The organism is Nonomuraea endophytica, assembly GCF_014203235.1.
Lineage (GTDB): Bacteria > Actinomycetota > Actinomycetes > Streptosporangiales > Streptosporangiaceae > Nonomuraea > Nonomuraea endophytica.
The window spans coordinates 565,597-583,353 of the sequence record NZ_JACHIN010000003.1 but is presented as its reverse complement, the minus strand read 5'-3'; the positions used below and the strand labels follow the sequence as shown (position 1 = coordinate 583,353).

Annotated in this window: 17 protein-coding genes; 4 read left to right on the top strand and 13 right to left on the bottom strand. The window is 71.6% G+C overall.

Translation table 11 applies throughout. The features are described from left to right. Positions 1 to 167: 167 nt before the first annotated feature. A complete protein-coding gene (locus tag HNR40_RS14635) occupies positions 168 to 1,277 on the bottom strand; it encodes a glycosyltransferase (protein ID WP_184961328.1) in 1,110 nt (369 codons plus the stop codon). Positions 1,278 to 1,372: 95 nt separating this feature from the next. Further along, the gene (locus HNR40_RS14630) at positions 1,373 to 3,202 is read right to left on the bottom strand and encodes a SpoIIE family protein phosphatase (RefSeq protein ID WP_184961326.1); all 1,830 of its coding nucleotides are present in this window, start codon (positions 3,200 to 3,202) and stop codon (positions 1,373 to 1,375) included. A gap of 60 nt (positions 3,203 to 3,262) precedes the next feature. Here HNR40_RS14630 and HNR40_RS14625 point away from each other — a divergent pair, with 60 nt between their 5' ends. Beyond that, the gene (locus tag HNR40_RS14625) at positions 3,263 to 3,961 is read left to right on the top strand and encodes an ANTAR domain-containing response regulator (protein WP_184961324.1); all 699 of its coding nucleotides are present in this window, start codon (positions 3,263 to 3,265) and stop codon (positions 3,959 to 3,961) included. Here HNR40_RS14625 and HNR40_RS14620 read toward each other — a convergent pair. After that, on the bottom strand, positions 3,958 to 4,287 hold the full coding sequence (locus tag HNR40_RS14620; RefSeq protein ID WP_184961322.1) for an anti-sigma factor antagonist: 330 nt from the start codon (positions 4,285 to 4,287) through the stop codon (positions 3,958 to 3,960). The two genes, HNR40_RS14625 and HNR40_RS14620, sit on opposite strands and share 4 nt — an antisense overlap. A gap of 175 nt (positions 4,288 to 4,462) precedes the next feature. On the opposite strand from HNR40_RS14620, the gene HNR40_RS14615 reads away from it, so the two are divergent. Both HNR40_RS14615 and HNR40_RS14610 read left to right on the top strand, forming a co-directional pair. Further along, positions 4,463 to 5,233 carry a SigB/SigF/SigG family RNA polymerase sigma factor gene (locus HNR40_RS14615; RefSeq protein ID WP_184961320.1) on the top strand — a complete coding sequence of 257 codons (771 nt, stop codon included), beginning with the start codon at positions 4,463 to 4,465 and terminating at the stop codon, positions 5,231 to 5,233. A 15-nt stretch (positions 5,234 to 5,248) separates the two neighbouring features. Then, positions 5,249 to 5,680 carry an ATP-binding protein gene (locus HNR40_RS14610; protein ID WP_184961318.1) on the top strand — a complete coding sequence of 144 codons (432 nt, stop codon included), beginning with the start codon at positions 5,249 to 5,251 and terminating at the stop codon, positions 5,678 to 5,680. 55 nt (positions 5,681 to 5,735) lie between these two features. Here the strand turns inward: HNR40_RS14610 and HNR40_RS14605 are convergent, their stop codons facing one another. The 7 genes from HNR40_RS14605 to HNR40_RS14575 form a co-directional block, all read right to left on the bottom strand. After that, complete coding sequence (locus HNR40_RS14605; RefSeq protein ID WP_184961316.1) at positions 5,736 to 5,933, bottom strand: hypothetical protein; 198 nt, start codon at positions 5,931 to 5,933, stop codon at positions 5,736 to 5,738. A gap of 6 nt (positions 5,934 to 5,939) precedes the next feature. After that, positions 5,940 to 6,566 carry a hypothetical protein gene (locus HNR40_RS14600; RefSeq protein ID WP_184961314.1) on the bottom strand — a complete coding sequence of 209 codons (627 nt, stop codon included), beginning with the start codon at positions 6,564 to 6,566 and terminating at the stop codon, positions 5,940 to 5,942. Further along, a complete protein-coding gene (locus HNR40_RS14595) occupies positions 6,559 to 7,122 on the bottom strand; it encodes a hypothetical protein (protein WP_184961313.1) in 564 nt (187 codons plus the stop codon). The genes HNR40_RS14600 and HNR40_RS14595 overlap by 8 nt, the downstream gene beginning before the upstream one ends. Positions 7,123 to 7,179: 57 nt before the next feature. Next, the gene (locus HNR40_RS14590) at positions 7,180 to 7,602 is read right to left on the bottom strand and encodes a helix-turn-helix domain-containing protein (RefSeq protein ID WP_184961311.1); all 423 of its coding nucleotides are present in this window, start codon (positions 7,600 to 7,602) and stop codon (positions 7,180 to 7,182) included. A 452-nt stretch (positions 7,603 to 8,054) separates the two neighbouring features. Next, the gene (locus HNR40_RS14585) at positions 8,055 to 10,115 is read right to left on the bottom strand and encodes a PKD domain-containing protein (RefSeq protein WP_184961309.1); all 2,061 of its coding nucleotides are present in this window, start codon (positions 10,113 to 10,115) and stop codon (positions 8,055 to 8,057) included. A gap of 4 nt (positions 10,116 to 10,119) precedes the next feature. Continuing rightward, positions 10,120 to 10,329, bottom strand: coding sequence for a hypothetical protein (locus tag HNR40_RS14580; protein ID WP_184961307.1), 210 nt, complete (start codon positions 10,327 to 10,329; stop codon positions 10,120 to 10,122). 15 nt (positions 10,330 to 10,344) lie between these two features. Then, complete coding sequence (locus HNR40_RS14575) at positions 10,345 to 11,244, bottom strand: GTPase family protein (protein ID WP_184961306.1); 900 nt, start codon at positions 11,242 to 11,244, stop codon at positions 10,345 to 10,347. A gap of 208 nt (positions 11,245 to 11,452) precedes the next feature. Between HNR40_RS14575 and HNR40_RS14570 the strand changes: the two genes are divergently transcribed. Beyond that, positions 11,453 to 14,875 carry an AAA family ATPase gene (locus HNR40_RS14570; protein ID WP_184961304.1) on the top strand — a complete coding sequence of 1,141 codons (3,423 nt, stop codon included), beginning with the start codon at positions 11,453 to 11,455 and terminating at the stop codon, positions 14,873 to 14,875. 64 nt (positions 14,876 to 14,939) lie between these two features. Here the strand turns inward: HNR40_RS14570 and HNR40_RS14565 are convergent, their stop codons facing one another. The 3 genes from HNR40_RS14565 to HNR40_RS14555 are packed head-to-tail and all read right to left on the bottom strand — an operon-like array spanning position 14,940 to position 17,754. After that, on the bottom strand, positions 14,940 to 15,713 hold the full coding sequence (locus HNR40_RS14565) for an ABC transporter ATP-binding protein (RefSeq protein ID WP_184961302.1): 774 nt from the start codon (positions 15,711 to 15,713) through the stop codon (positions 14,940 to 14,942). Next, on the bottom strand, positions 15,710 to 16,747 hold the full coding sequence (locus HNR40_RS14560) for a FecCD family ABC transporter permease (protein WP_184961301.1): 1,038 nt from the start codon (positions 16,745 to 16,747) through the stop codon (positions 15,710 to 15,712). Before HNR40_RS14560 ends, HNR40_RS14565 begins: the two co-directional genes overlap by 4 nt. After that, positions 16,744 to 17,754, bottom strand: coding sequence for an ABC transporter substrate-binding protein (locus HNR40_RS14555; RefSeq protein ID WP_246509039.1), 1,011 nt, complete (start codon positions 17,752 to 17,754; stop codon positions 16,744 to 16,746). The genes HNR40_RS14560 and HNR40_RS14555 overlap by 4 nt, the downstream gene beginning before the upstream one ends. Between the last annotated feature and the right edge of the window lie 3 nt (positions 17,755 to 17,757).

Below are 17,757 nucleotides of genomic sequence, written 5' to 3'. Positions count from 1 at the left end.
CCTGTCAACGACGGAAAAATCACGTGTGAAGCCCCTAGACAGGAGATATCCCACCTGACGTGGACAATCGCCATCGCGGGGGCCGTTAAGCTCGCATTTCGGTCGGCCCGGAACATGCGGACGGCGCCGCCGGGATCTCCGGGCGGCGCCGCCGTACCTCTGAGTGATCATGAGCGGACGAGAGCGTCCTCGTAGACCCGCAGGAGCTCCTGCGCGATGCGTTCCCACGAGTAGCGGGAACGGACGCGGTCGGCGCCCGCGTAGCCGAGCGCCGTGCGCAGCGTGATGTCCGTCAGCAGCGTGCGGGCCAGCCGCGCGGTACGGGCGGGGCGGTCCGGCGGGACCAGCATGCCGGTGACGCCGTCCACCACCGAGTCGAGGTGGGCGCCGACGGCCGAGGCGATCACGGGGACGCCGCAGGCCATGGCCTCCAGGGCGACGACGCCGCTGGGCACCTCGCGCGGCAGCGTGACCACCGCGTCGGCGCTGCGCATCAGGCGCGGCACCTGCGCGCGAGGCACCCGGCCGAGCAGGCGCACCCGGTCGCCGACGCCCAGGCCGGCGGCCAGGTCGGTCAGGCGGCGCGCCTCGCGGTCGGTGTCCAGGTCCGCGGGGTCGGGGCCGCCGGCGATGACGAGTTCGACGTCGAGGAGCGCGGTCAGCGCGCGCACGGCGGTGTGGGCGCCCATGCCGGGCGTCAGCGATCCGACATGCAGGATGCGCTTGCGGGTGCCGCGGGCGGCGACCGCGCCCAGACGGCGGAACCTGCTGACGTCGACACCCGCGGGGATCACCGCGATGCTGCGGCGCGGCACGCCCAGCCGTATGAGCGCCGACTCCTCGTCACCGGACCCGGTGATGACGGCGCTGGCGCGGCGGCCGAGCGCCTGCTCCAGCTTCAGGTGCGTGGTCCCGGACGGGCGCAGCGTCTGCGTCACCGGCACGCCCATTCCCTCCGAACCGGCCACAGCGGCCAGGCCCGTGGTCCAGGAGTGGGCGTGGATGACGTCGGGCCGCTCGGCGCTCCAGCTGCGCATCAGGTAGCGGCCCAGCTCGGGCAGATAGGAGACGACCTCGTCGGCGGGCAGGTCCCTGGCCGGTCCGGCGTCGATGTGCTCGATGGTGACGCCCTGCGTGAGCCGCGTGCGCTGCTTGGGCTCGGCGCTGGTGCGTCGGGAGTAGATGGTGACCTGGTGGTCGTGTCCGAGCTCACGGGCGACGGCGAGAATATGACGACGCTGGTTGCCGGTGGTCGGAGCGACGATGGCGAGTTTCATGGCACACCTCAGCGATAGCGCGTTAAAGGTGTGCCTGCGTCTTAGGCACGCGATCTACGTCCCTATGTTTACCCTGTTTCGCCCCGAACGCAAACCTATGCAGGTCGGAAGGCCAGAATCACGATCTCGTCCCACACCTGGCCGCCGGAGAAGGCGTGCCGGTCGTCCTCGATCGCCTTGGCCACCGTCGCGGGCGGGCGGCCCGCGTGCCGGCCGAGCACGTCGGCCAGCCGTTCCTCCCCGTACGGCTCGCCGCGCTCGTTCCTGGAGGAGACCAGCCCGTCGGAGTAGAGCACCAGCGTCTCCCCCGAGGCCATCGTCAGCTCCTCGCTCGCGGTCTCGGCCACCGGCGAGATGCCGAGCGGCACCCCGCCCCCCGAGACGAAGCGGACCGCGCCGTCGGCCGAGACCAGCGCCGCCGGATGGTGACCCGCCGAGGACAGCGTCAGGCGGCGGCCGTTCACGAAGCCGGCCAGCGCCATCACGAACATCCCGCCGCCCTGCGCCACCATGGCCTCGTTGACCCGCCTGACCACCTGGTCGGGGTCCTTCTCCCACACGCTGAGCACGCGCAGCCCGCCCTTGACCATGGCGCTGACCGACGCGGCCTCCTCACCCTTGCCCGCCGCGCCGCCGAGCGCGAAGCCCCAGCCGGTGGAGACCGGGAAGACGTCGTAGAACTCGGCGCCGACCGACGCGCCCTGGTGGTAGATCGCCGCCGCCTCGAAGCCGGGCGTCTCGGGGATCGTGCGCGGCACCACGCTCGCGGTGAGCGCGTCGGCCGCCCGCGAGCTGCTCTGGAAGCTCCGCTGGGCCCGTACGGCCAGCCCGAGCTGGACGCCGATCTGCTCCATCAGGCCGAGGTCGCCGAGCGTGAACGGCGCCCGGTTGTGGGTCCTGATCAGCGTCAGCGCCCCCTCCCCCGGGCCGATCGGCACGCACATCACCGACACGGCGCCCATCGCGGTCAGCAGCGGGCCGCCGGCGTGCGCGCCGAACACGGCCTCGTCGTCGACCATCTCGTGCAGGACGCCGGTCGCCTGATCCATCACCTGGGCCACCAGCGGACCGGCCAGCGGGTCGGCACGTTCCACCTGGCGGGCCAGCTCGCCGACGGGCTCGTCCCTGGGCGCGAGCACCGTCGTACGGCGGGCCACGCCGTCGCGGACCACGTCGGCGATCACCCAGTCGGCCCAGTCGGCGGCCAGCAGCCTGGCGGCGCGGGCCAGGGCGACCGGCTGGCTCAGGCTCTCCTCGTCCAGCAGGAGGCGGGCGGTCTCGGCCAGCAGTTCCTGCCTGCGGGCCGCGGCCATGAGCAGGGCGGCGTCGGGGCGGGCGGCCGCGGGGACGGCGGCGCCGTACCCCTGAATCTGCAGCTCGGTGGGCAGCGCGACGGCGGCGACCAGCGGTTGCGGCTCGCCCGCCAGGGTGAGCCTGGTGAGCACGAGCTGGACGGTGTGCGCGCGGCCCTGGTGGCTCAGCCGGGTCTCGAACGTGGCAGACTGCCCGGTCTGGAGCACGGAGGTCAGATGCGAGCGGAACGCCGCCCGGCGCGAGGTCTCCACCAGCAGCGGGAACGAGCGCCCCACCAGGTAGCCGTCGGGGCTGCCGAGCACCCGGGAGGTTTCGGCGTTGATCCGCCTGATCACCGCGCCGCCGTCGAGGACGAACACCGGGACGGGGAAGACGCGGAACACCTGCCGCAGGAGCTTGAGCTCACGCTGCGCGCCGCCCTTGGTCCCCTGCTTGGGCGCCTGGCGGAGTTGTTTGCGGGCCCCGGCCAGCAGCTCGAGCGCGGTGTCGAGCTCGGCGAGGGCGGCGTCAAGTGTCTCACCCGCCTGATCGGGGTAGGCGGTCCTGGCCGTGCGGAGGGACGACACCCGCTCCGTCAGCGAGTCGAGGGCACGTTCGAGCGGGGTCGTCATGACGCCGACGCTACGCCATCAGGGATTAAGACGGCCATACAGGGAAGGGTCCCACTCGTTATGGACACCATGGTGCTGGCCCGCGAGCTTGCGGCTCTCGGGCGTCTGGACAACGAGAACTCCACCGAGAGCGTGCTGCGGGGGCTGACCAACGCGGTCGCCGCGGGGGTGCCCGGCTGCTCCGGCGGGTCGGCCGAGCAGTGGCAGGGCGAGCGTGTGCTCGTCGCCAGCTCCCACAGCGAGCTGATCAGCCTCGTGGAGGGCGAGCGGGAGCTGGGCGTGGGCCCGAGCGTCGAGGCGCGGCGCACCGGCAACCCGGTCAGCGCCCCCGACCTGCTGCGCGAGCCCCGCTGGCCGGAGTACGCGGGGCTGGCGGTCGGCTGGGGGGTGCGCTCGGTGCTGGCCCTGCCCATAAGGGTCGACCCGGTCGTGCTGGTGGTCGTCCTCTATGCGGTACGGCCCGGCGTCCTGCCGGGCCACGACGCCCACGCCCTGGCCGGCATGCTGACCGAGCAGGTCCGCGTGGCCATGGCCAACCTGTGGGACTTCGAGCAGGTCCGCACCGACGCCGCGCAGATGCAGGAGGCGCTGGCCGGCCGGGCGATCATCGACCAGGCCAAGGGGATCATCATGAAGTCGAGCGGCTGCTCGGCCGAGGCCGCGTTCGAGGAGCTGCGCCGGATCTCCCAGCACCACCAGATCAAGGTCGCGGACCTGGCCAAACTGCTGGTGGAGGAGCACAGCAGCAACAACAACTAGGCGAGGGCGCGCTTGGCGTCCTCCAGCGTGTCGTACAACGGCAGCCGGCTCGCCAGTCCGGTGATCCACATCACCTTCGCGGTGCTGTATTGCACGCCGATCAGCGCGAAGCGGGAACTGGCCTCAAGGCTGGTCTGCCACTGGTGCACGATCAGGCCCAGCGCGCGCGAGTCCATGAACGTGACGCCGGAAAGGTCCAGGACAAGGTCGGGGCCGGCGGCCGACAGGTAGTCGGCGAACTGATCGCGCGTGGTGGCGTCGAGGACGCCGTCCACCCGGATCACCGTCAGCCCTTCCTGCGGCGAAGACGTCAGGGTCAGTGTCACGAGGCAACCTTACTGTCACCTGAGAAAGGTGGAATACTTCCGGCGAAAGCGGGGATAATGATCCTCGAAGTCCAGCAGAGGGCTTCCGTCTGCAACGCTGTGAGGCGTGCCTCTGCCTGGGCTTTTTTGCTTTTTGGGCGGATGGCCGTTCCATGGCTTGGACCAAGGAGCAGCAATGGCTGTGAAGGAATACGCCCTCGAAGAGCTGACCACCGAACAGCTCTTGGCCGAGGCGACCGCGCCGGACACCCCCGACAGCGTCAGGGAGCGGCTGCGCGAACGCATCGTCGAGATGCACCGCCCGCTCGCCATGGAGATCGCCCGGCGCTACCGCTACCGGGGCGAGCCCATCGAGGACCTCCTCCAAGCCGCCTACGTCGGCCTCATGAAGGCCGTCAACGGCTTCGATCCCACGCTGGGCCACGCCTTCAGGGGCTACGCGGTGGTGACGATGACCGGCGAGGTCAAGCGGCACTTCCGCGACCGCACCTGGGCGATCCGGGTCCCGCGCGTCTACCAGGAGCGCCGTTCCGAGCTCAACCGCCTGGTCTCCGAACTCAGCCAGGACCTGGGGCGCTCGCCCACGGTCGCCGAGCTGGCGGCCAAGATGAACATCAGCGAGGAGGACGTCCTGCTCACGCTCGACGCCTCCGCCGCCTACAGCACGCTCTCGCTCGACGCGCCGCTCGGCAGCGACGACGACGCCGCTTCGCTGGGCGACGTGATCCCCGAGACGGACGACTCGGTCAGCAAGCTCATCGACAGCGAGTCCGTCAAGCCGCTGATCGACGCGCTTCCGCACCGCGAGAAGAACATCCTGCTGCTGCGCTTCTTCGGTAATCTCACACAGGCGGAGATCGCGACGGAGTTCGGCATCTCACAGATGCACGTCTCCCGCATTCTCAGAAAGGTCCTCGACCAGTTGCGCCAGGACCTCACCAGCTGATTGGCAGGCCATCGGGTGAACGGCGACACCGACCCGCGCACCAGGGCGTCCGGCCCGCCTCCCGGCGCGCCCGTGTCCGGGTTCGAGTTCACCCTCAGCGGTCTGCCCGAGGTCCGGTTCTTCGCGGAGACGCGGGCCCGCGAGGCAGGACTGCACGACGACGAGGCGGGCGACCTGGTGCTGGCCGTCAACGAGGTCGCCACCAACGCCGTCACCCACGGCTCGGCCACCGCCCGCATACGCTCCTGGAGCGACGGCGGCGACCTGGTCATCGAGATCCACGACCACGGCGCCTGGACCGACGAGGACTACGGCCGGACCCGTCCGGCACCGAACGCCACCCGCGGCATGGGGCTGTGGGTGGCGCGGCTTCTGTCGGCCGGCGTGCAGTTTCATCCCGAGGAAGAGGGGACGACGGTCATTCTCCGCTTCACCGGGAAAGCGTGACGCCTTCCTGCCGTTCTCCCGCCGCCTTGTAGCGGCGGGAGGTCGCTTTCGAGGGTCATCGCCTGCTGCGGCCCCGCCAGGACCCGTAGCTCTTGCGGATGCTGGCCGTGCCGACGCCGGCCTGGTGAAGGGCGAGCAGGCACAGGCCGAGCAGCATGAACGTGGTCCCGGAGATTCCGCCCGCGATCCTGGTGTTCAGCAGGTCGAGCAGGAAGCCTAGGCCGAAAATGATCGCTGAGACGATCGCCAGCATGGGGGGTCACTTCCTCTCTGAGAACGCCATCAGGCGCTCCATGACGGACCGGTACTCGCGCAGAGCCAGGCGGAGCTGTTCGGTGTCCTGCTGGCTCTTCCAGCTCTCGCGCATCTCGCCGGCCTGACGGGTGACGTCCCGCAGGAGCTCTTCCAGCAGGTCGTCGGCACGCTCCACGGCGGCCCTGGGGTCGTCCACGAAGCCCGCCTGGACGTCACGCCAGCGATCGGCGATCTCGCCGCCGCCGGTGTACGCGCCGTCCCCGAACTCCTGGCCGCTCCCCGGCGCCGTCTCCACGGCTGTGGGGTACGGCGGCGCCGGCGGCACCCTGTCGTCGGCCGGCAGGGTGTAGGGCTCGCGGGTCCGGTCGGCCTCGTGTTCCGGGGTCGCTTCCACCGGAGAGGCCGAGGGCTGCGTGTCGTACACGGCCCTGGTGTCGTAGTCGTCGCGGGTGTCGTCGGTTCTGGTGTGGTCGTTCGCGATGTCGTCGGTTCCGGTGTGGTCGTTCGCGATGTCGTTGGTTGTGGTGTGGTCGTTCTTGATGTCGTCGTTGTGGATGTCGTTGGATGCTTTGTCGTCGTCGCGCGGGGCGGGGACGAGCAGTTCGTCCTCGCGGCGGTCGTGGTCAGCCATCTCGTCGCCCTTCCCGGGTCGTCTCCTCCAGCAGCTCCTCGAACAGCGCGCGGTAGTGCACCATCGCCTGGCGGAGCTCCTCGGTCGAGGCCTCCTTGTGGGCGGCGCGTCCGCTGATCTGGTGAGCCTGCCGGTAGTGGTCGAGCGTCGCGGCGTGCGCGACCGACAGGTCGGCCAGCCGCTGCCCGTAGTCATCCGTCGGGTAGCCGCGCTCGGCCATCACCGCGGTGACCAGCTGGTCGGCCTCAGTTACGGCGAAGCCCGGCGCGTCCACGAAGCGTTCCTGCACCTCGGTCCAGCGCCTGGCGTAGGCGTCGCGGGATTCGTTGGTGAGCGGCCGGATGTCCAGCTCGGCATGCCGCTGCTCACGTGCGATCATGTCCTGCTCGGCTTCGCGCCGGGTCTCGTGTTCGGACATGATGCGCTCATATTCCGGGCCGAACCGCGAGCGGAGCTTGCTCCGCCGTTGCTGTTGCAGTGCCACGTAACCCACGACGGCGACAGCCGCCAGGACGATCACGACAACGGCCACCCAGATCCACGTCTCGGCGGTCATCTCTCATCGCCTCCGGTCTCTTTGGTTGAGACCTTCGGCTGCCCTGAATGAGAGGGTTTATTCCCGGGCCAGAGCCTGTCTGGCGGCGGCGAGCACGGCGGCGACATGCGAGACCCCGGCGACCGGCACCTCCCTGAACCCTCCCGCCGGGTCATAGGCGACGTCCAGGTCGTTGTCCACGAGCCGCTGCGCCCAGCGCAGGGCGGTGTTGAGCCGCTCCGGCTGGGGCGCTCTGCCCTGGGCTGCCGCTGACAGGTTCCGCAGGTTCGTGGCGGGGCCCGACTGGGTGTGCTCGCGCGCCACCTTCCACGGCAGGGCCGCCTTGTGGTCGAGCAGCCCCTTCACCAGCCCCGCCGAACGCTTGGCCTGCAACACCCCGGACTCGCTGACCCCGAAATGCCCGGCCAGCTCCGCCACGCTGAGTCCCTGCGCGACGAGCCTCGCCAGCTCGTCCCGGTCGATCGTCGGCCTACGCCCCAACCCCGCACCTCCGCTCGGCTGTGCGCCCAAGGCTATGACGTCCCGGGCCCCCAGGTGCGGATCCGGGACGTCATACGGGTTTGCCCGCTTCACCCCACCATCCGACTGCTCCCGCACCCACATCACCCCGGCGAGGCCGCGGGGCTGCCTGGTGGTCTCCCCCGAGCCGGGCAACCCCCGACGTGTCCGAGGTTGTCGGGGGTTGCCCGGCTCGGCCGGGGGTGCAGGGGACTCCCGGAGATGGTGGCCTGGGCAGGGGTGGCAGGGGCGGGGTCAGGGGATGGCAGGGGCGGAGTCGGCGGGTCAGAGGGCTGCAGGGCGGTCGAGGTTGGGGGGCAGGGGTGAGAGCGGGTCAGGGGTGGCAGGGACGGGGTCAGGGGATGGCAGGGGCGGAGTCGGCGGGTCAGAGGGTTGCAGGGCGGTCGAGGTTGGGGGGCAGGGGTGAGAGCGGGTCAGGGGCGGCAGGGGTTGGGGGTTAGGAGGAGGGTGGAGTCGTTGGCGGTGACGTCGGCGGTGTAGGTGTCGCCGTTGCCGTACGGGAGCACGCGGACCCGGCTGCGGAACAGGATGTTGACGCCCGGCGGGTGCCAGAAGACCACGTAGGAGCGGGCGGACCAGTCTGTGACGGGCAACTGGGCGGTCTGGGCGGGGGTGCTGCGGGTCCAGGTGCAGGTCAGGCGGCCGGCAGCGGAGGCGTCGCCGGTGCCGAAGTGGCCTACGGAGACGATTCTGCCGAGGCCGCCCAGGGCGGTGACGGTGGTGGTGTGGCCGTCGAACCATTGCGGGCCGAGGCCGGCGCCCCAGCCGGCCCTGGTCTGGGCGAGGCCGGGCCGTTCGCGATGCTTGGCGGCTGTGACGGCGGCGTCCACGACGCCCTTGGCGGCGGTCAGGACGCCCGCGTCGTGCAGGGCGCAGCTGTGGTGGCCGTCGGCGAGGCTGGAGCAGGTGGTGATCCGGTTGCCGTCGGCGAGCGGGGAAAGGGCCCACCACGGCGGGGCGACCAGGTCGTTGAGGTTGGTGGCGTTGAAGAGCTGCAACGGCACCGCCCTGGACAGTTGACCGGCCTCGCCGAACGAGCGGCCGGCCCGCCAGTCGTAGGAGACGGGGCTGCGGAAGCCGAACTGGTTCCAGCGGGCGCAGACCTGGGAGAACGTCCAGTCGGGACCGGGCGCGGCGACCTTGTTGGCGGGGACGGAGGCGCCGCAGTAGTTGAGGATGTCCTCGGGCCAGACGCTGCCGCGGTCCTCCGGCCAGAAGCCGTAGAGCGGGGAGTCGATGGTCACGATGGGCGTGGAGGTGTTCGAGGTGTCGGCGCCCCAGCGGCTCGCGACGGTGCCGCCTTCGCTGAAGCCCACCAGCACCACGTTGGCGCCGGGGTGCTTGCGGTCGATCTCCCTGATCTGGCGGTCCAGGTGGGCGGAGGTGGTGCTCAGCGCGGGCCAGGTGTCGGCGCCGCCGTAGGTGAGGGGGGCGGCCTGGCCGTTCGGGCCGCGGTAGGAGTACGGGGACCAGTGCAGCCGTGCCCGGTTGGTGGTGTTGCAGCGCTTGGTGACGTTGTCGACCTCGGCCAGGTCGGTGCAGCCGAGCCGGTTGAGCAGGTCGCGGAAGGCGGCGGCCTCGGTGACCAGCTTGTAGGCGCTCTCCTTGGGGGTGACGCCGAACGCCTCGATGCCGCGTAACAGGACGACGACGGTGTCGGCGGGCACGGCCACGGCCTTGGTGACGGTGTCGGGGGCGCCCTGGCTGGGGACGACGGTGAGGGTGGCCTGCCGTTCCGCGCTGTCGGGGTAGCTGTGGCGCACCACGGGGGTGATGCTTTCCTCGTCGTACGCGCCGTCGTTGTCGAAGTCCCAGCGATAACGTGCGGTGGCGCCGTCGGGCACGGTGCTGGCCGAGGCGTCGAACCTGATGTCGGTGCCCGACTCCTCCGGCGTGGTGGTGAAGTCGGCGTGCGCCTTGCCTCCGGGGTCGAGCCGGATGGGCCCCGCCGCGTAGCTGTCACCGGCACCGGTCGAGTTGTCCCTGTCCAGGACGATGACGAGGCTCTCGGTGCCCTGGCCGTCGCCCAGCACGACGGTGCTGCCGTCGGGGAAGAGCTGGCTCCAGGGCAGTGGCAGCGTGAAGGAGGTCGAGCCGGAGCCGGAGGAGTTCGTGCTCAGGCCCGCGCCGGGCACTCGGAGCGCGTTGTCGGGGTAGCAGCCCGGCGCCTCCTCCCATGCCTCGACGGTGAAGGTGCGCGACGGGTAGAGGGTGTCGGTGACCTCGACGTCGACCTTGAGTGAGCCGCCGTCGCGGGTGAGGGTGACGGTCCCGGCCCGCTCCTGGTGCGGGTGGCCGTCACAGCCGATGCCGCCCACCCGGTAGAGCGGCGTGGAGGCCAGCGCGGGGGCGGGGGCCGCTACGAAGGTCGAGGTCGGGGCGGAGGTCGCCGTCGGCGTGGTGATCAACCAGCCCAGGACCAGCACGACCGCGGACAGGACGCGGGAGTCGCCGCTCTTGCGCCGCTTCCGCATCGGGTCACCACCGCCCCAGGATGCGCTCGATGATGTCGAAGGTGACGTCCACGAGGATGCCGAGGATCTTCTTGACGGCCTTGCGGACGAGCCGTGCGATGTCGTCCTCGTCCTTGCGCTTGATGGCCTTGTCGAGCTGGCGGCGGTATTCGGAGTCCTGTCTGCTGCGCTGGTTGACCGCGTACAGGATGTCGTCGTCGCTGATGGTCGCCATGGATCGGCGCTCCTCTCAGAGCTTCGGGGGAAGAGTCGGGTCGGACAGGTCGAGCAGTTTGCGGGCGCCGTCCCAGATGAGGAAGTTGCCGAGGCCGCGCATGGTGTCGACGGGCACTTCCGCCAGCCGTTCGGCCTCGCCGAGCAGGCGGCGGAAGCGGGCGGTGGCGCCGGGGCCGAGCTTGTTGACCACGGCCACCATGAGCTGGGCCAGGTTGAAGCGGAACAGCGCCGAGCAGGCCAGTACGCGGTGGTTGTCGCGCAGCCGGCCGAACACCTCGGCCTCGGCCGGGTAGCGGCGCTGGTAGTTCTGGCACACCTCGGCGCTGACGTAGCCGCGGTAGCGGATGGTGTAGTCGTCGTAGCTGAGACGGTCGTCGCCGAGGGCGAAGCCGCCGGGGTTGTAGGTGGTGGAGACGAGCGCGTGCGCCCACGGCCGGACGAACACTTCCTCGTAGTGCAGGGCCTTGGCGGCCAGCTTGTCGGCCAGCCGGGCGCCGGGGGCGAAGACGCCGCCGTCGCGGTGCAGGGCGAAGATCCAGGACGGCGGCGTGAGGATGTCCACCTTGGTCATCACGAACGTGAGCTTGTTCGCAAGGGCGGCCCCCTCTGTCCCGTCCAGGAGGCGGCGCAGACAGGACGCTTCGTAGGTGGTGGATCGGTTGTCGGAGTGCAGGGCCCAGATGACGACGTCACACCCGATGAGTTTCTCCCTATACATCGCCATATAATCGACGTCAGCGCCGACCGATTCCCCTATTCCCGGCATATCCCAGAAAGTAAGGGAATGGCCGGATTTTCCGGCAAGATGAATGGCTTCTGGCGCCTTGGTGACCGGACGGATGTCACCGGTCGGGAGGTCGGCACCGAAGAGGACATTGAGCAGCGAGGACTTGCCCGCTCCGGTCTGCCCCATGATGACCACAGAAAGCGGCTTAGCCGCCTCTTTATCGTATTTATGCAGAACATCCGCTTTTATGCGCCCTAGTTGCTCTGCCGAGAAATGCGTCGGCGGTGACACCAGCAAACACCTCCCGCAATAGGTAGAAACTTCATCGATCGCCGTGTTTACTACTGTGCGGGCCGCTCATTGCAATGATCTTGCATTGATGGGTGGAGACGCTGTGACGTTTGAGATTCGGGTGCTTGGCCGTACAGAAGTGATCGTGGACGGGCGCCCGCAGCAAGTGCCGGGCAAGACCGCGAGACTCCTCACCCTGCTCATCGCGGCGGGACGGTCCGTCTCGCGGGACATCCTCACGGACGCCCTGTGGGAGGAGGGCAAGGCGCCGCTGAGCGAGGGCATCGCGCCGCTGGTGTCCAGGTTCCGCCCGACCCTCGCGCGGGCAGGGCTGGTGATCAGCTCCAAGCGGGGCTCCAACGAGTACGTGCTCGACGGCGACGTGTCCGAGGTCGTCGACGCCCACCGCTTCGAGCGCGCGGTCAAGGAGGGCCTGCGCGGGCTCGGGGCCGGGCAGGACGCGCGGGCGCTGGCCGTACTGGCGAAGGCGGCCGGGGAGTGGCGCGGCCGGCCGTACGCGTCGTGGCGGGAAGGTCTTCCGGAGGCGTGCGCGCGCCACGCGCGCAGGCTGGAACGGCTGCGCCTGGACCTCGTGCGCAACCTCGCCCAGACCGCGCTGCGCCTGGCCCGCTACGACGAGGTCGCCGCGCTGCTGGCCGGGCCGGTGGGTGAGGGACACGACGGCCTGCCCGCGGTCTGGCTGCTGCGCTTCATGCGCACGCTGCGCGACGAGGGCGCGGCTGCGGCGGAGAGCCTCCTGGAGGATCGGCACCCGCGCGACGAGGCCGTGGACCGGGCGTTCTCGCTGTTGTTGCTGCACGAGCACGGCGTGGACGTGCACCGGCCGCCGGACGGCACCCGCGCCGAGACCCGGGCGCCCGAGGTGCCCGGCGAACTGGTCGGCAGGCAGGAGCATCTCGCCGCCCTGCTCGCGCTGCGAACCGGCCTGCCGGGGCTGCTGGCCGTGCGGGGCGTGCCGGGCGCGGGCAAGAGCAGGCTGCTGACCGAGCTGACCGCGCGCACGGCCGCCAGCCGTCCGCGCGCGGTGGTGGTGAGCTGCCAGGACAGTGGCGAACTCCAGCCGTGGCGCTCGCTGGCCGGCATGTTGTACGCGCGCCTCCAGCGTGACCTGGGCACGGGCGACAACCCGCTGGCCCCCGCCGACCACCGCACGCTCGTCGATTTCATCTCGGCCATGCCCGGCTCCGCCGCGCCCACGGGCCTGGAGGACTTCCGTCAGCGGCTGCTGTCGCTCCTGTCCGGCCTGCTGCGCTGGGCGGCCAGGGGCGGCGGGCTGATCGTCGCCTTCGACAACTCGGAGCTGCTCAGCCGCGCGGCCTGCGACCTGCTGGTCGAGGTGCGCCGCGGGCTCGGCGAGGCGGCCGTGGGCTTCGTGCTGGCCGGACGGCCGGAGGGACCGTGGCGGGAGGCCCCGGCGTCGCCGGTGACCGTGGGTCCGCTGAGCCCGCTGGACGTGGCCGCGTGGCTGGCCGCCGTCTGGGGGCGCGAGCCGTCCGAGCGGGAAGTCGCCGAGGCGTTCCGGCTGACGGGCGGGCTGCCGCAGCGGTTGTGCGAGGTACGCGACTCCGAGGGCGAGCTGTCGGTGTTACCCGGCTTCGGCCGGCGGCCGGGTTCGCTGCTTCCGTGGCTGGCGGCGGCGGCGATCACCTGCGGCGGCGGCGAGATCGACACCGCGCTGGTCGCCGCCGTGCTCGGGCTGGAGCCGGCCGAGGCCGACAGGCAGCAGGCCGAGGCCGTCAAGCAGCGCGCGGTCGAGGCGCACAGCGGCGTGCGCTTCCGCTACGAGCTGTGGCGCGAGGAGGTCCTGGCCACGCTGGAGGAGGACCCGGCCCTGGCCAGGAGGCTGCACAAAAGGGCGTTCGAGGTGCTCGGTGAGCACCTGCGCACGGCCGAACGGGTGACCGCCGACCTTCCCGTGCGCATGGCCGTGCACGCCCGCGCAGCCCGCCCCGACGTGCCCGACGAGCAGGTGGCCACCGCCTGCCTGACCGCCGCGCGCGCCGAGCTCGCCGCCTTCGGCGTCAGCTCCGCGCGTTCCTGGGCCGAGTACGGCATACGCCTGCCCAGCGGCCCGGTCACCAGGTTCGGCCTTCTCATGACGCTGGGCGACGTCCGCAACGCCCAGGGCGACATGCACACGGCCGGCGTCCATTACCGCGACGCCCACGACACGGCCGTGGAGCTGCCCCGGCTGCGCGCGACCGCCGCTGTCCTGCTGGCCAGGCGCTGGACGGACCCGGGACAGGTCGACGAGCAGTTGCTGCGCCTGCTGCAGGACGCCATGGAGGCGCTGGCTGACGACGACGAGGAGGAGGCCGCCGACCTGCGTTCCCAGCTCAGCGCGCACCTGGCGCACAAGGCGACGATGGCGGTCGGCCCCGGCACGGTCGCCGGGGAGTGGCTGGACGGACCGGAGCTGGCCCGCCGTACTCTGGCCGAACTCCGTCCCGGCTGCCCGCCCGAGGTGCGCTGCGAGGTGCTCAACGAGTGCCGCTGGGGCCTGTACGACTTCGCGCCGCCGGCCGAGCTGCTGGGCATCTCCAAGTCCCTGCACGACGCGGGCATCCGTGCGGGCTCGGCCTACTTCCACAGCGAGGCCCTGGTGGCGCTGGCCATCGACCAGATGCGGCTGGGCGCGCTGCAGCCCGCCGCCGCCCTGGTGGAACGGCACCGCGGTCATATCGCCGACCACCCGCGGGTCCTGGGCGAGTGGCTGCAGACCGCGCTCGACACGCTGATGGACCTGTGGCGGGGCCGGTTCGACGAGGCGGCGGCCCGGCTGTTCGGCGAGGCGGAGCGCTCGGTCAAGGAGCTGGAGGAGGCCCGGGTGCTGCCCGCCGGCACGCTGCGCCAGACCTGGGACGGCCAGGTCTACTGGCTGCTGCGCGAGCGCGGCGAGTTGGAGGTGCTGCTGCGTTCCGACCTGGCCGGCCGGGTGGAGCAGCACGGCTACTTCCCGATCTGGCGGGCCGCGCTGGTGCTGGCGCACACCGAGACCGGCCGGTACGGCGAGGCCATGGACGGGTTCACCGAGCTGGCCGACGACACCCGGGGCTTCGCGGCGTTCCCGCCGCAGGGCTGGCGGGTGCCGACGCTGAGCCTGCTGGCCGAGTCGTGCGGGAACCTGCACGAGGCCGGGGCGGGCGGCAGCGAGCTGACGGCGCTGGCCGCGCGGGTGTCGGAGCTGTTCACCCCGCACGAGCGGGAGATCGCGCTGGCCGGGTGGCCGACGGTGCTGATGGGCCCGGCGGCCCGGTTCGGCGCGGTGGCGGCGATGGCCGCGGGCGATCGCGACCTGGCCCTGAGCCGGTTGCGGACGGCGCGGGAGTTCACCGGCGGCGTCGGCCCACAGCTGGCCAGGCTCCGCTACGACCAGGCCAGGGCGCTGGTGCTGGAGGGCCGGCCGGAGGAGGCGGCGCCCCTGGTGGAGCAGGTCCTGAAGACCGCGCTCCCCAGCGGCATGACCTCACTGGCGACCCGGGCCCGAGCCCTGCTCGGCCGGTAACCGAGCCAGGGCACAGGGCCCTGCTCGGCCAGTCACCAAGCCAGGGCGCGGGGCAGGGTCTGGGTTAGTCGCCGGGGACGCTCACCTGTGGGATGCCGGTGCGTGGGTGGGGGCGGATCTCGGCCTTGACCCGGTAGACCTCGGCCAGCAGGTCCTCGGTGAGGACTTCGGCGGGCGGGCCGTCGGCGACGAGCCGCCCGCCGTCCATCACGCAGATGCGCGCGCAGAAGGCGGCGGCGAGGTTGAGGTCGTGCAGCGCGACCACGGCGGTGACGCCCAGCCGCCGCACCAGCCGCAGGGCGTCGAGCTGGTGGCGCAGGTCGAGGTGGTTGGTGGGCTCGTCGAGGATCATCGTGCCCGGCTGCTGGGCGAGCGCGCGGGCGATGAGCACGCGCTGCTTCTCCCCGCCCGACAGCCGGTCGAAGGGGGCCTCGGCCAGGTCGGCGACGTCCAGCTCGGTCAGCGCGCCCAGCACGATGCGCCGGTCGGAGTCGTCGTCGCCCTCGAAGGGCTTCTTGTACGGCGTCCGCGCCATGGCGACCACGTCGTGCACGGTCAGCTCGAAGGAACCCGGCGCCTCCTGCAGCACGGCGGCCAGCGTACGGGCCAGCCGTTTGGCCGGCATGCGCCAGATGTCGTGCCCGTCCAGGAGCACCCGGCCGGAGGTGGGCCGCATGGCCCGGTAGAAGGTACGCAGGAGGGTGGACTTGCCCGCGCCGTTCGGGCCCACGAGCGCGACGACCTCCCCCGGCGCGGCGCCCAGGCTGACCTCGCTGACCAGGGCCCGCCCGTTCACCACGACGCTCACGCTCTCGGCGCGCAGCTCACCGGGGGTCATCGGGCCGCCTTTCTCCGCATGAGCCACAGGAAGAACGGGCCGCCCGTCACCGCGGTCAGGATGCCGATCGGGATCTCCTCGGGGGCGATGAGGCTGCGGGCGGCGAGGTCGGCGGCGATCAGGAAGGCCGCGCCCATCAGCGCGGCGGCCGGCAGCGCCCGCCGGTGGTCGGCGCCGACCAGCAGCCTGACCATGTGCGGCAGCATCAGCCCGACGAACCCGATCGACCCGCTGACCGCGACGATCGCCCCGATCATCAGCGCCACCAGCACGAACATCGCGCCGCGGAAGCGGTGCACGTCGAGGCCGAGGGCGGCGGCGGCCTCCTCCCCCGCCAGCAGCAGGTTGAGCGGACGGCTGACGCCCAGCAGCACGGCGGTGCCGAGCAGGACCGCGGCCGCCGGGATCCAGAGCAGGTCCCAGGTGGTGCCGGCCAGGCCGCCCAGCATCCAGCGCAGCGCCGAGTCGGCCTTGTGCGGGTCGTTGGAGGTGACGATGAGGAAGCTGGCCACGGCCGACAGCACCTCGGCCGTGGCGACTCCGGCCAGCACCAGCCGGATCGTGGTCATCCGGCCGCCGGCCCTGGCCAGGCCGTACACGAGGAAGAGCGCGAGAAGGGCGCCGGCGAAGGCGGCCAGGGGCAGCGTGAGGGCGCCGAAGACCGACAGGTTGAGCACCATCACGGCGACCGCGCCGACGGTGCCGCCGGAGGAGACGCCGAGCAGCATCGGGTCGGCCAGCGGGTTGCGCACCAGCGCCTGCAGGGCCATGCCGCAGACCGACAGCCCGGCGCCCACGACCGCGCAGAGCAGCACGCGCGGCAGCCGTACGTCCATGACGATCGTCTCGCGGACGGCCGGCCAGGTGGGCTCGCCGAGCGGCAGCCGGAGCCGGTGCAGCAGGATCGACCAGACCTCGCCGAACGGCAGGCCGACCGACCCCGCCGCGACGCCCGCCGTCGCGGCCAGCAGCAGCAGCGCGGCGAGCACGACGAGGATCAGCGGGTACGGCGCACGCCGCACCGCCTGCGTCACTTGAACCGGTCCGGATGGATCTGCCGGGCCAGCGCCTCCACCCCGGCGGGCACCCGCACGCCGAGCACGGCCGACGACAGGGGCAGCACGGCGAAACGCTGCTTCTTGATCGCGGGCACGTCCTTGAGCGCCGGGCTGGCCAGCAGGAACTTCTTCTTGGCTTCGACCGTGGTCTGGCCGTAGTCGTAGATGACGATGATCTCGGGCGCGCGTTCGGCGACCTGCTCGAAGGAGACGTTTCCCCACGCCTTGGGCAGGTCGGCGAAGAGGTTGGCGCCGCCGGCCAGCTTGATCATCTCATTGCCGATGCCGGCGCCGCCCGCGGTGAAGGCGGTCTTGTCGCCGGAGTCGTAGACGAACACCTTGGCCGGGTCGACGTCGCCGAGCCTCTTCTTCACGCCGTCCAGGACGGTGCGCATGGCGCCGGCCTGCTGCTCGGCGCGCTCGCCGACGCCGAAGACGCGGCCGATGGTGCGGATCTCCTCCTCGGCTTGGGCCGCGGTGACCGGGCCGTTCGGGCATTCCTCGGAGTTGACGTGGGTGTCGATGCCGGACCTTGCCAGCACGTCCCTGCCGCGGCCCTCCTTGGCGTCGAAGGCGCTCTCGAAGCCGCCGTAGACGAAGTCCGGCTCGGCCGAGAGCAGCGCCTCGAAGGAAGGGTACTCCTTGGCCAGCACCTTGATCCGGTCATACGCGGCTTTGTACTCGGGCAAGATCGCGTCATCGAGGTAGGCGGTGCCCACCATCGACTTCTCCAGCCCGAGCGCGAGCATGATCTCGGTGGCGTGCTGGTTGAGCGCGACGGCCCGGCGGGGCGGCCGTTCGTAGGTGGTGCTCACGCCGCAGCTGACGACGGTGAGGGGGAATCCGGCGGGGGCTCCGGCCGGCTGCTCGGCGGCGGGCGCGGGGGTGCTCGCACAGCCGGCCACCAGGGCCGAGGTGACGAGAAGGGCTACGAGCGCGCGCGGGCTCGCGGGGATGGGCATGCCGTCCACCGTTCCTCTCATGGG